The following is a 13238-nucleotide window of genomic DNA, read 5'->3' as shown; positions in this document are numbered from 1 at the left end:
GCTTCCATTTGATACTCACGAAACGATTTGGGTGGTTCACTATCATGGTGTCACCACTGGAACTTATAGGAGAGTTCAATGGCAAACAGTGACCAATCCTTATCTTGCGTCTCAGGATTAGGTCGCAAAATAGGGGTCACCCAACCACCGCCACGCACCCAGTGATATTCGGCCTCCAGCATCCAGTCTTTTGCAGGTAACCAGCGCGCTCCTAATGTCCAGTCGTTGGCATAGCCAAAATGAGCCGGTAAGCCCCCTGCGGGCAGATCTTTGCCATCAGGATCATCCTCATCCCTCACTTGACGATCGTAACGGAGAAAGAGTTCCACATCGCCCGGCAGATAGCCGCGTACATCCAGATAATACCCATAACCTCTGACCTCATAGGTACCTGCTCCAGGCCGAACAAAGACCCCGTCAATGTCGCGATCAAAATGCAGGTATTCCGCTGTAAACTCAAGAAAGTCAACTCGATACTGGGCCGAAACAATCAAGTGTTTAGAGCGCAAGCTACCATCGCTAAAGGGACCTTCCTGGTAAGCATCAAAAGCACTCTTAGCATCAAAATAGGTTAGCCCTAGACGCAAACTGTCATCCTGATACTCTATGTCCGACCCCCAGTAGCCATCGGCATCGAAGTCCCCATAAGTCTCTGAGCCCAGAACATTACGATTCAAATCATCCGAGGTCTGAGCATCCCCTAAGGTCAAGTGCCATTCAATCGAACCATCGAACACAGGGTGACGGCCAAACAGCTCACCACCGGTGATATGCAGCAATGAATCGCGAAAAAAATCACTATAGACAGATTGGGGCAACAAGATGCCTGGCCGGGTAAAGGAAACATCTCGGGTGCTGGTATAGAAGCCGGCCTCACTCTTAAACAGCCCCCCCCTAGCTCCGAGGTAGCCTTGTTTCAACGTAAATTTATACTCGGCAAACAGATAATCAGCAGCAAGGCCCGATTCATCTAAAGTCCCCCAATGACGATAACGCGCCGCACCAGCCAAACGAAAGTGCTCATCCGGATTCCAGGAGAGGTGCAGCGCCGCCTCAGTCACATCAAAGGTATCGCCGGACTCACCAACAATAAATTCGCTCCCGTCGGCGCTAATATAGCCCTGACCAATGAAACCATTTAACTGCCACTGATCGGCAAACGCCGGCCCCATGAAAAGTGCCAGCAGGCATAGGCTACTAATGCTCGGCTTCATCTTGTCCTCCTTGACTCTGCTCACTCACCTCAATCGCTTGACTCTCGTCGTTCCCCGATACATAGCCTATAGCACCAGGCGTTTTGGCGATCCGTGCACGCATCTCTGCCTCAGAGGCTAAGGTGGTTGGTCGCTCACCGATCCCGGAAAATACCAGCTGATCCCAACGATGACGCAGCACATAGGGCATCAACTCAAGCTGCTGATAACAAAACTCTTTATGTATAGGGGAATCGCTGGGTAAGACAAAGACCTTAACCTTCTGTCCATCGGGCCAGTACAGCTTCTGCATGGCAAAGATCAACTTGAGCTCTTTAGGGGTGAGATCTGTGGCATCAACGGAGTCGTTAACAATCACCTGAGCCGCGAAAAGGTTGGCGCAACATAAGCTCAATAAGCACATCCATGTCGACACTCGTCGCATTTCCGCTCCTCTAATCCCCATTCACCTTGTTGATGCGGCAAATCTCACATAACAAAGGATATTTATTGTCTAATGAAATATAGCTTAGGCAAGATTTAGCCAACTGGCATAATAAATGTTACTGATAATCTAGGGGCTTAGGCTATAATTGCCGCAAATTCTCTATTATCTTGTGGTTTTCGTGCTCTCTAATCCGTCTCAAGTTGTCCTTAGAAACATTGAACTATTTGAATCAAAAAACGTTTTACTCATTAATCATGAGTGCGATCTATTGGCAACGGCATTGCTGGAGACGGCCGATAAAGTCACTACATTAGCCCTAGATTTTAACCACTATCAGCAGGTCAAAGGCCATGAAAATGCCCGATTATCCTGTCACTTCGGCCACCAGCTGCCAAAAGAGCAAGTTTTCGATGCGGTAGTGCTGTTTTACCCCAAGTCGAAAAGCCTGGCGCCTTATCTGCTTAACTTGGCGGCGAACCATCTTCAGCCAGGCGGTGACCTGATCATTGTGGGCGAAAAGAAGGGTGGTATACGCTCTATCACCAAACAACTGCCTGACTATTTCGAGCCGGGCATCAAACGCGACAACGCTCGCCACTGCATGCTTTATACCAGCTCGCTGCAAACCGCGGCCCCGGCTATCTCGCTTAACGATTGGGTCAAGCGCTACACGCTAGTGACACCTCAGGGTGAACTGACCATCTGCAATCTGGTCGGCGTCTTTAGCGAGAAACGCCTCGATGAGGGCACTGAGCTCTTACTGCAACATCTGCCGGCGCTCAAGGGGCGGGTACTGGACTTTGGCTGTGGCGCAGGGGTGATCACCGCAGCGCTGCTCAAGGCCAACCCGACACTTAAGCTCGAATGTGTCGATATCAACGCTATGGCGCTCGCCTCCTGTGAACTCACCCTAAAGGCCAACGACATGCAAGCCAAGGTCTATGCCTCTGATGGTTTGGCGCAAACACAAGGGAAGTTCGATGCCATTATCTCCAACCCACCATTTCACGATGGCCTGGACAGCACCACAGAAATAGCGACTCGCTTTGTGCAGGAGAGCGAGGCCCAGCTCAATATCGGCGGTGTTTGGCAGATCGTTGCCAACCGTCATCTCCCCTACGCTGACACTATCGCCAAGTTTTTCAACGAGGTAAATGTGACAGCCGAAAACAACAGGTACAAGGTCTACGCCAATCAAAAGGCGTGATGACTTTAGCAACTATTGGCTAATCTGTTATTTATAGCCGGTCTTACCCGGCTTTATCGCGCCAGGTCGCATTTCAATCATGTGCTTAATGTTCATCATAAAATAGGGCTTCATAGGTCAAACTTTATGCTGTTATACTCGGGAGAATACTAACTAAAATAATAATTAAACTGCGGAAATCAATATGCTGGATCCTGGACTGATAGAACTGAGTAGCGACGGAAATAAAGCCGAATTAAAAGTTATTCCCAATAGCCATGGCCCACTGACGGTGGACGCCATCACCGAACTACTCACCCTACCCGAATTTTGTCAGCTACGTCCTCGACAGAATGTGATCGAAAAAGCAGTTGCCCAAGTCAACAAGATTATCGGCCAGGAAGATGGTCAATATGAACTCTTCTTCGAGATCGCCGAGCGTAAAGACGCCGAACTCCTCATCAATCTCAGCGACGACAAGATGAGCGCCGAGATGACACTCACAGCCCCATGGGGCGGCAAGCCTGTCACACTGCAAGATATTCTCAGAGCATTAAAGAGTGAACAGATCAGCATGGGGCTGAGCAAGGTCAGAATAGAATCACTACTCGCCAAACAACCAAATCTTGCACCGGGACAAAGCTGCAGCGAAGTGATCGCCCACGGCAAGCCCGCCGTCAACGGTACCAATGCCGTCGTTGAACGTAAGGTGCCGCTCGCGAGGGAGCGTCTGTTGCAACCTCAGGAGCGCGCCGATGGCACTGTCGATATGCGCAACCTGGGAGAGATCATCATGGTCAAACCCAATGACAAGCTGATGATCAAAGTCCCCGCCACCGAAGGCACACAGGGCTACAATGTGCAGGGCGAACCCTTATTACCGATAGCGGGTAAGGATCTCAAATTGACCGCAGGCACAGGGACTGTGATACCAGAATCCGATCCCAATGTACTCATCGCCACCGTCGCTGGCCAACCAGTAGAAACCAAGACGGGGATGCAGGTTGACGACGTACTGCAGATTAAAGATGTGGATATCGGCTACGGCAATGTCGACTTTAAGGGCAGTATTCTGGTTACAGGTGACGTGCACGAAGGCATGGTGGTTAAATCCACCGGTGATATTACTGTCATGGGATTTGTCGACTCGGCGCAACTGATCGCCGATGGGGATATCACCGTCAGTAAGGGGGTTATCGGCCGCCAGCTTAAGGAAGATCAACTCTCCACCAAACTTTCTGCCAAAGGGCAGATTTCGGCGCAGTTCGTACAGTACTCGGAGCTTGATGCCGAGGGCGATATACTGGTCACTAAACAACTGCTGCACAGCCACTCCCGAACCTCAGGACAACTTATCGTCAGCGATGCCAACGGACGCCGTGGCGATCTGGTAGGAGGTATTGCCAATGCGGATAAAGGCGTTAAGGCGGTGATCATTGGCGCCACGGCTGGCACTAAGACCGAAGTATTCTGCGCCATGAAGTGCAGCGAGCTGAAAGAGGAGCTCAAACAGCTGGATCAGGGGATCAAGCATATGGTGGTGGCCAAGCTTAATATTGAATCCAGCCTAAATAAACTGCCCCCCAAGGCCGAATGGCAAGATGACGCCCTCATGGTTGAGCAAGTAAAGGGAATGCTGGAGGAGAAGCGCCGCATCACCCAGGAGTGGTCTCGCGAAGAGCAAGAGTACAACAGCATCAAGCAGGAAGTAGATAACTACTATCAGACCTATCGCATCGAGGCATGTAAACATATCTTCGCCAATGTCGAGCTGCATATAGGTCCGGCATTTAATCGAACCCAACGTGAACATGGCCCCTGCATAGTGGTTAACGAGGGCCAGGAGATCAGTTTCGATTACAGTAATCGTAAATAGTCATAGTGCAGCAAGCGATTAATGAGGCCTGGCAAAATTGTCGGGCCTCTTTTCTTTGGCATGACTTTACATGCATAATCCCCGCCAGATAGCGGTAACTTATAACGGATAACAAATGGAACTACTGAGAATAGACTGTTTGGGTAAAGAGTTGAGACTGGAAGGCTCAATGGCCGGCTGGCAACAACTCTTTTGGGACAACCAACTGGTGTCGGTCAAAGAGGCCAGCGCCGATAATCAGGGGCTAAGAAACCATGAGTTTGAATTAAGCCGCCAGGATCCCAACACCCAAACGGTTCACAAGATCCCACTGACCCTTGAAGTCGACCTCATCTGGCAACCCTTTAAGCTTAACTATCGCCTATTGAGCGAAGAGACTATCCTCAGCGAAGGCAGTCGCAACACTAAAGATATTGAGCGCCAGACACCGGTAGTCCCAGTAAAGCCGCAGCAAAAGTTCAGTCTGGTCGGGCTGGCCTCTCTAGGTTTTAAGCTGCTTAAGAGTGCCAAGGTGATTAAGGTGGTCCTGGCTGGTGCCAGTGTGGCTGCCTACTCCTGGCTCTTCTCCTTCCAGTTTGCCCTGGCGCTCATTGCCTGCTTGGTATTTCATGAGTATGGCCATATCCGTGCGATGAAATATTTTGGCATGAAAACCAAGGGGATCTACCTTATCCCCTTCATGGGTGGCCTGGCGCTGAGCGATGAAAAAATTAACACCCGCTGGCAGGATGTGGTGATCTCCATCATGGGCCCCACCTTCGGTCTGCTGATGTCGATTGCCGCTCTGGTCGCCTATTGGCTCACAGACAACCCGTTGTTTGCCGGGCTCGCCGCCTTCAACGCCCTGCTCAACCTGTTCAACTTGCTGCCGATACTCCCCTTAGATGGTGGCCATATTCTCAAGAGCATCAGCTTCTCGATGAACAGCCTGATGGGACTTATCGCCTGTGTGGCTGGCGCGGCCATTGGTGTCTTCATCAGCTACAGTCTGGGGCTGGCTTTGCTTGGCTTCCTGCTGCTGATCGGCACCCTAGAGATAATATTTGAGTGGAAGAGTCGACATCAAAGCCACCTCTTACCACTGGACAGATATGGCCAGCTCTTCTCTACTATCTGGTATCTGCTCACCGTCGGCGCCCTAGTAGCGATCATCTGGTATCTGGCTGGCACAGGTGACGACATACTCGGCTTACCGCTCAAGATACTGCAAAGCTAAGCTCGCCAATTCCCCCTTGCTGTCACCTAGGCGGCAAGGGGCAAGTCTGATAGTGACTAAGAGACCAAGCACTATAAAACCCTTGCTCTTCTCCTAAAACCCAGCCTTGATAATGCGGCTGAAACCGCGCACTGCAGCGAATCTGTGTCTGGCGATATCTTGCCAAGAGGTCCCTAGCTAAGAACAAAGATGGTGACTTTAAAAATCATAAACTTAAGAGAAAATGGATCAGATGGGGTCTGACGTTTTGAGGATTTATCGAGACTATCGAGACTATCGAGACTATCGAGACTATCGAGACTATCGAGACTATCGAGACTATCGAGACTATCGAGACTATCGACAAATTTTAGGCATAAAAAAACCTGCGTTAAGCAGGTTCTATTCTTAGGGATTGCATCTTATCAGTCACAAGTTGGTACAGATGGCGAGACTTGAACTCGCACGGCCGTTAAGCCACTAGCACCTGAAGCTAGCGTGTCTACCAATTCCACCACATCTGCATCTTGTCTGCCTAAATGACTATCTCTCTAAGAGAATCATTGATAATGGTACCGAAGGACGGACTTGAACCGTCACTCCCGAAGGAAACGGATTTTGAATCCGTCGTGTCTACCAATTCCACCACTCCGGCATTATCAATCAGACTATACTCACTCCTCTCGGGTAAGTGAACGGAATTATACCTTTGCTTTAGCTAATGGCAAGCCTTTTGCGATACCTTTATTACCGACTGCCGATTTTTCATCCGCAGCCCTAAACAAAGGAATATTTCCCCAATGTCGCTCTATAGGCAAATCGTCTACCAACTCACAAAATCAAACTAAAACGAGATGAACCATTATCAAATTGACAACATTCATTGATCGAGATCAGCATCTCTCATATCTATTCGCGCTAATTTAGCTTCGACAACGTTATAAACATCTGCGAAAGAGGATTTCTCAAATGGCATTTTGGTTAGATTTAATGTTTGGTAACCCCATTGGCCTGCTATCTATGATAGTTATCTTCACGACCATTGGCATAATGTCATATCTCATGTGGCTGTTTATTTCTAAGTCGAAACCACAATAGATAGGACTCCAAGGTCCAGAGAAAGTAACATTTCTAATGCAAATGGGGGCTAGTGCCCCCTCTTTTTTTTGCTGAACCCAGATAGTATTAAGCGGCGTGCTTTCGTCCCGGTACAACACTGTGAATGAAGTGCGGTCTCGCCTTAATCAACAGTTGCAACTGTTCGGGATTCGGTTCGCCCTGTGGCAAGCGCAACACCTGACGATTCAGATGAGATCTTGCCTCCATGGCAATCTTAAAATCGGCAGTAGGCCCATGAATGGCATACTGCTGTTTGTTACCCATATACTCTAAGATATTCGCCTTAAGCAGGCTCTGCACCGCGGGCTCACTTTCCGGCAGGGTCAATACCGTTTCTCCTTGTAGGAAAAACTCCCTCAGCAGCGCGCGTTCGGTCGGATCGAGTAATCTCACCTTCTTCTCAATGGTTTCGGTTGTTCGCTTCCCCTTAAGGTGCTTAATCGCCTCATCGAGAAAATAGTTAGCCACCTGGGTCAACAGATAGGCCGCGCCCACAATAAGACCGAGACCAATAAAGTGGGCATACTGATTCACTAAGTCGTCTAACCTCAAGGTACGCATCAATGAGGCCGGAGCAAACAACAACACAGAGCTGATTAAGGTCAGCCACAACATCAAATTAAAGATCACTTGTTTGGGACTCGTCTGTTTAAACAGCATCAGATTTAATTTTTCCATCTTGATACCTAGTGTCAAAAAACCTGCAGTACCGCAAACAAATGCAAGTAAAATGCCAACAAGAAAATCCACATAATGACTTTACAAACATCACCTTGGGACACTTTTTACTGACAAGACAAGCAGAACATCAGAATCAGGCTATGCTTAAAGCTATGGTTTTTGGACAGTGCACCAAGCGTCAATTCCCGGCCGTTTTTAGGGTGCTTAGGATAAGCGACACAGATAAATGGCAAATCTCACCGCTCAGCTACTCAAGAGTCCTATCGGCAGAAAGCTTACCTTGTCGATCATTCTCTTTAGCTCGCTTATTACTTTGCTGACCACCGGATTTCAGTTAATTAATGATTATCGCAGCGATGTCAATCGCATCACGCGCCAATTTGACAGTATAGAGAAGGTCAATCTGGATGTGCTGGCCGCCAGTATCTGGGTGATCGATGAACGCCTGATCAATACACAAATCGATGGCCTTATCCAGCTGCCTGACATCACCTACATAGAAATTAACGACGACAGTGGTCAACACTGGCAAGCAGGTACCGCTACTCCAGAAAACACCATAGAGAAGCGCTTTCAGCTAATCTACGCCTCAGGCAATGAAAACATCGATGTGGGCACCCTGCTGGTACAGGCAGACCTCAAGGTGGTCTATGAAAAACTGCTCGATCGCGCCATCATCATACTGCTCTCCAATGCGATCAAAACCTTTATCGTCGCCGGCTTCATCCTCTTCTTGGTGTGGTTTTTGGTTACCCGTCACCTACTTAAGCTCAGTGACTACAGCCAAAACATCAATCTGGATGGAAAGTTTGAGCCCTTAGTATTCGTCAAAAACAGCCATAAGAATGATGAATTTTGGCTGGTCGCCAAGGCGATTAATGAGATGCAACAACAACTCAGACGCTCCTTTGATGACATCAAGGCTTCCAAACAGGAGCTTCAGGAAGCCTTGACGGATCGAGAACGCCTACTCGAGTTGGAACGCAGCTACAAAGAGGAGCTGGCCCGCCAGGTAAAAGAGCGAACGAAAGAGCTGGAGCAATCTCTATTAGTGCTTAAGCGAGCACAAGAGGTGCTGGTTGAACAAGAGAAGATGGCGGCCCTGGGAGGCTTGGTCTCAGGCGTAGCACACGAGATCAATACCCCCATCGGCATCTGTCTCACCGCCGCCAGCACCCAACTGATCCATATCGAAGAGCTGATTAGCTTGATCCACAGCGAAAACGCCACTCTGGAGGAGATCAACGCCATCTTGGAGGAGTATCAACAAAGCTGCGAGCTAATCATTAGCAATATCACCCGCGCCAGCACGCTGATCCAAAAATTCAAGACCATAGCTGCAGAGCAGAGCCAGGAGGAGAAGCGCAGTATCAACGTTAAACAAGGCTTGATTGAGCACCACGAATCGATGCGTTTCCTCTATGGCGACAAGTTAGCCGAGGTCGATTACCGGGTCGATGAGGACCTCAATATCATTACCAACCTCAGCCTGTTTAAACAAATCATCACCAATCTGCTGTCGAACGCCTATGCCCACGGCTTTAAAGGGCGCCAGCAGGGCAAGCTCAGAATCGATGCCCGAGTCGAAAAGGGACAGCTCAACATCCGCATTCAGGATGATGGGCCGGGCGTTGACAGCGAAGCGGCCAACCACATCTTCGAGCCCTTCTATACCACCACACGCTCAGAAGGCGGAACAGGGCTTGGCCTCTCCGCCGCCTTTAACGCAGTCACCCTACTCAAGGGCGAGATCAGCTATCAAGACGATAGTGAACTGGGCGGCGCCTGCTTCGAGGTGAGTTTTCCGGTGGAGTTACTCGACACTGACACCATCGAACTCAATATCTCCACCCCATCAGGTTTTTAACTTTTGCGCCGTCAACTGGCAGATCGCCATGATCACTTGGGTTGCCTTTACCATGGACTCCAGAGAGATAAACTCATGCTTACCATGGAAGTTATGCCCGCCGGTAAACAGATTCGGACAAGGTAGCCCCATGTAGGAGAGGCGACTGCCATCAGTGCCACCTCTTATAGGCTTGATCTTTGGCGTAATATTAAGCTGGTGCATCGCCTGCTTGGCAATATCGACAATATGAGGATGAGGGATTAACTGCTCACGCATGTTGTAATAACTGTCGGTGATGCTAACCGTCAAGGCTCCCTGCTGAAGCTGAGCGTTACAGGCCTCTACGCGCTCGGTGAGCCAGCGCTTGCGTTGCTCAAATTGATCCAGATCGAAGTCGCGAATGATGTAGGTCAACTGCGCCTCTTCAGTCACCCCTTTCATCTCGATAAGGTGGAAAAAGCCAGCGTAATCACGACTGTTTTCGGGAGTATCGCCTAGGGGCATTTTGGCGTGAAAGCGCGCCGCCATCGTCTGGGCATTGACCATCACCCCAAAGGCCGAGCCCGGATGACAGTTATTACCTTTCGCGGTCACCACAGCCGTTGCGGCATTGAAGTTTTCATACTCCAAGCCACCTAGCTCCCCACCATCGACTGTATAGGCCCACTGCGCCCTAAAGGCATCAAAATCAAATAGGTCAGCCCCTCTACCTATCTCTTCATCAGGGGTGAAACAGAGGTAGATATCACCGTGTTGGCTATCGGGATCTTGAATCAAGGCCGATAGAGCCGTCACTATCTCGGCGATACCAGCTTTATCATCGGCGCCAAGTAGCGTCGAGCCATCAGTGGTGATCAGTGTCTGCCCTAGATACTGATCTAACTCGGGAAATTCCTTAGGGGACAGCTGATGCTGCTCACCAAGTGGAATATCGCCACCATCATAGTTTTCAACCAATTGAGGACGCACATTGGCGCCGCTAAAATCGGGCGCCGTATCCAGGTGGGCAATAAAGCCGATGGGCGGGACCCCTTCGACCCTAGCGGGTACTAAAGCGGTCAGATATCCAGTCGGCGACAAAGCCACTTCACTAAAGCCTAACTGGGTCAGCTCCTCTTTAAGCTGATCGGCCAGCGCCAGTTGTCCCTGCGTACTAGGGCAACCACTCTGGCTAGCATCTGACTGAGTATCATATTGCACATAGCGTAAAAATCGATTTAACAGGGCCTGTTTCATAATCAATCACCAGCAAAAAATGTCGACCGAGTCTAACAAGCTGCCAGAGGCCACCTTTAGACTTAAATCAATTTTTAGGTAATTTAATTATCAGGACTCTACGCCTTAGCAATCAGCCTTAGCGATCACGCCCTCACGCCTTAGTGCTCACGCCTTAGCGGCGAGCTTAGTCAACACACGGCTCACGGCGGTAAAACCGAAGCTGCCGGTCACCACGGTAACGGCACCAAATCCAGAGGCACAGTCCATACGCATACTGCCTTCGGCAGTCGCCTTAACATTACAGACACTACCGTCCGCTTGCGGATAAACCAGCTGCTCGGTTGAAAACACCGCCTCAATACTAAAGCGGCGCTGAGTATTCTTTGAAAAGTTGTATTCACGGCGCAGCAAGTTTCTTACCTTGGCCAACAGCGGATCTTGATAGGTTTTGGCTAAGTCGGCCACCTGGATCTGAGTCGGATCCGTCTGGCCACCGGCGCCGCCCACTGTCACTATAGGTAATTTCTGGCGTTTACAATGAGCAATCAATGCTGCCTTAGGTTTTACCGCATCAATGCAGTCAACCACATAATCCAAGAGGCCTCCCTGCTTGCGACCATTAAAATAGTCATTCAGGTTATCTGTGGTAATAAAGTCTTCCACTTGGTTAACCTTGCACTCTGGATTAATCTGAGCGATTCGCTCGGCCATCACGGCCACCTTTGACTCTCCAATGGTGTCCTTGAGCGCATGCAACTGACGGTTGGTATTGGTGACACAGATATCGTCGAGATCAATCAGAGTGATCTCTCCAATGCCACTGCGCGCTAACGCCTCAGCCACCCAGGTTCCCACGCCTCCGATACCCACTACAGCAACATGAGATTGCGCAAAATGCTTCAGAGCATTGGCACCATAGAGTCGGCCGATACCGGCAAAACGATTGAGATAGGCTTCAGAGAGTTCAGGCAAGCTCAAGGCAGGCTCCATTATGATTGAGAAAACCCCGCAATTTTACCGCAAACAGATGTGAAACCCCAAAAAGAAAAAGTCGCTACAGATGTTAACGCATCATAGAGGATTTATTGCCAAAGATGCCGGACGGTAATAGCGAGTAAAAATCAAATTAACCATCTGTTTTTAAATGTAAAAATACATGATAAAACTCACGTAAAACCAATGATTTGTGAACTTAGTCACATACCGTCTTTTGACTTATCGGCACACTGACGCCGCAAAAACATTAGCGGCTAAAGAAGAGACTTTCTTCGGCCCTTTGACTCTCGTTAGCTAAAAAAAAATCAAAGGCCTTCGCCCAGATGGCCCTAATCGCTACAGGAAGATGATAATGAAAAAATCTGTTCTATCGGCAAGCATCATTGCAACACTCGCTGCCACCTCGTTTACCGCTCTCGCAGACGGCCCACAATTTTATGGCCGTGCCGATCTCGCTTTTACTCATTCAGATAATGGCATTGCGACCCAAAACCAGAAAGATGGCACTATTATAGAAAACAACTTCTCCTGGTTAGGGGTCAAGGGCAGCGAGAAAATCAGCGATGGTCTTGAAGTGATCTATCAGATGGAATTTGGCGTTAGCAACTTTGATAACTCAGGCAAGACCTTTGCAGCACGTAACACTTACCTTGGTTTGAAAGGGGTTGGCGGTACTGGCCTTATTGGCCGTAACGACACAGTATTTAAAGCTGCTGAAGGCGGTTTCGACCTATTTGGCAACACCAACTCAGATATCGATCTACTGGTTGCAGGTCAGTCGCGTACCGCTGACGGTATCACTTACTACTCACCAAAAATTGCTGACCTTTTGACCATAAACGCTACCTACCTGGTTGAAGATAACTATGTCACATACAATGGTGATGAGCGCGTCGCGCCAGATAGCATGTATGCCCTAAGTGCAACTTTTGGCGATAAGGCCCTCAAGGCACAACGTTACTATGTAGCCGCCGCCTATAACGAAAATATCGACGATGTAAAAGCTTACCGTGGTGTGGCTCAAGTCAAACTCGGTAACTTCATCATTGGTGGTCTATATCAGAACAGTGAACATATTGACGCTAAATATGCCAACCTAGAGGGTGATACCTACTTCGTTAACGCTGCATACGTATTGGGCAATGTGAAAATTAAAGCCATGTTTGGTAGTGACGACTCAGGCCTGGGTAAATATGTCAGCCGTTTCGTCGGTAACGCCGATGGCGCTGGTATGGAAACCGTATCAGATGTCGATCTGCAACAGTTCAGCATTGGTGCAGATTACCGCATCAGCAAGAGCACACTGTTCCACGGCCACTACACCAAATATGATGGTGACCTGAAACTAGCAGGTGCAACACAAGATCTTGGCGATGATATCGTCACCCTAGGTATGCGCTTCGACTTCTAATCGCGACCCATATTCATTAAAAAGCGGCCTATGGCCGCTTTTTTTTGGTTCATCGCGGATAAGCGG

General features: G+C 49.2%; 11 protein-coding genes and 2 tRNA genes. 6 read left to right on the top strand and 7 right to left on the bottom strand.

Annotated elements, in window-relative coordinates; genetic code table 11:
• Positions 1 to 50: 50 nt before the first annotated feature.
• Together NY07_RS02575 and NY07_RS02570 are read right to left on the bottom strand one after the other, a co-directional pair.
• On the bottom strand, positions 51 to 1214 hold the full coding sequence (locus NY07_RS02575) for a hypothetical protein (RefSeq protein ID WP_033537800.1): 1164 nt from the start codon (positions 1212 to 1214) through the stop codon (positions 51 to 53).
• Positions 1198 to 1617: a substrate-binding domain-containing protein gene (locus tag NY07_RS02570; protein ID WP_235363888.1), complete on the bottom strand. Its 420-nt coding sequence runs from the start codon at positions 1615 to 1617 to the stop codon at positions 1198 to 1200. The genes NY07_RS02575 and NY07_RS02570 overlap by 17 nt, the downstream gene beginning before the upstream one ends.
• Positions 1618 to 1819: 202 nt before the next feature.
• Here NY07_RS02570 and NY07_RS02565 point away from each other — a divergent pair, with 202 nt between their 5' ends.
• From NY07_RS02565 to NY07_RS02555, 3 genes are all read left to right on the top strand, one after another.
• The gene (locus tag NY07_RS02565; protein ID WP_033537998.1) at positions 1820 to 2848 is read left to right on the top strand and encodes a class I SAM-dependent methyltransferase; all 1029 of its coding nucleotides are present in this window, start codon (positions 1820 to 1822) and stop codon (positions 2846 to 2848) included.
• 184 nt (positions 2849 to 3032) lie between these two features.
• Positions 3033 to 4703 (top strand): DUF342 domain-containing protein, encoded by a 1671-nt coding sequence (locus NY07_RS02560; protein WP_033537798.1) that lies wholly within the window; start codon positions 3033 to 3035, stop codon positions 4701 to 4703.
• A gap of 115 nt (positions 4704 to 4818) precedes the next feature.
• Entirely contained in the window at positions 4819 to 5919 is a 1101-nt protein-coding gene (locus NY07_RS02555; protein WP_033537797.1) for a site-2 protease family protein, read from the top strand.
• Positions 5920 to 6335: 416 nt separating this feature from the next.
• On the opposite strand, the gene NY07_RS02550 is transcribed toward NY07_RS02555, so the two are convergent.
• Together NY07_RS02550 and NY07_RS02545 are read right to left on the bottom strand one after the other, a co-directional pair.
• Positions 6336 to 6422 (bottom strand) — tRNA-Leu (locus NY07_RS02550).
• A 46-nt stretch (positions 6423 to 6468) separates the two neighbouring features.
• A tRNA-Leu gene (locus tag NY07_RS02545) sits at positions 6469 to 6553 on the bottom strand.
• 314 nt (positions 6554 to 6867) lie between these two features.
• Between NY07_RS02545 and NY07_RS19130 the strand changes: the two genes are divergently transcribed.
• Positions 6868 to 6996 carry a DUF3149 domain-containing protein gene (locus tag NY07_RS19130; protein WP_081953754.1) on the top strand — a complete coding sequence of 43 codons (129 nt, stop codon included), beginning with the start codon at positions 6868 to 6870 and terminating at the stop codon, positions 6994 to 6996.
• Between the two features lie 87 nt (positions 6997 to 7083).
• Here NY07_RS19130 and NY07_RS02540 read toward each other — a convergent pair whose 3' ends face one another.
• Positions 7084 to 7695 (bottom strand): superinfection exclusion B family protein, encoded by a 612-nt coding sequence (locus NY07_RS02540; RefSeq protein ID WP_033537796.1) that lies wholly within the window; start codon positions 7693 to 7695, stop codon positions 7084 to 7086.
• Between the two features lie 229 nt (positions 7696 to 7924).
• On the opposite strand from NY07_RS02540, the gene NY07_RS02535 reads away from it, so the two are divergent.
• Positions 7925 to 9565, top strand: a complete 1641-nt coding sequence (locus NY07_RS02535; protein WP_033537795.1) for a sensor histidine kinase — start codon at positions 7925 to 7927, stop codon at positions 9563 to 9565.
• Here NY07_RS02535 and pepT read toward each other — a convergent pair.
• A complete protein-coding gene (gene pepT, locus NY07_RS02530) occupies positions 9554 to 10783 on the bottom strand; it encodes a peptidase T (RefSeq protein ID WP_033537794.1) in 1230 nt (409 codons plus the stop codon). The genes NY07_RS02535 and pepT overlap by 12 nt on opposite strands.
• Positions 10784 to 10930: 147 nt before the next feature.
• Entirely contained in the window at positions 10931 to 11755 is an 825-nt protein-coding gene (tcdA, locus tag NY07_RS02525) for a tRNA cyclic N6-threonylcarbamoyladenosine(37) synthase TcdA (protein ID WP_033537793.1), read from the bottom strand.
• Between the two features lie 358 nt (positions 11756 to 12113).
• Here tcdA and NY07_RS02520 point away from each other — a divergent pair, with 358 nt between their 5' ends.
• Entirely contained in the window at positions 12114 to 13172 is a 1059-nt protein-coding gene (locus tag NY07_RS02520; protein ID WP_033537792.1) for a porin, read from the top strand.
• Positions 13173 to 13238 lie beyond the last annotated feature (66 nt).

The organism is Shewanella sp. ECSMB14101 (assembly GCF_000773485.1).
GTDB lineage: Bacteria > Pseudomonadota > Gammaproteobacteria > Enterobacterales > Shewanellaceae > Shewanella > Shewanella marisflavi.
The sequence above is the reverse complement of the archived record's forward strand: the minus strand, read 5'-3'. Positions and strand labels throughout refer to the sequence as shown.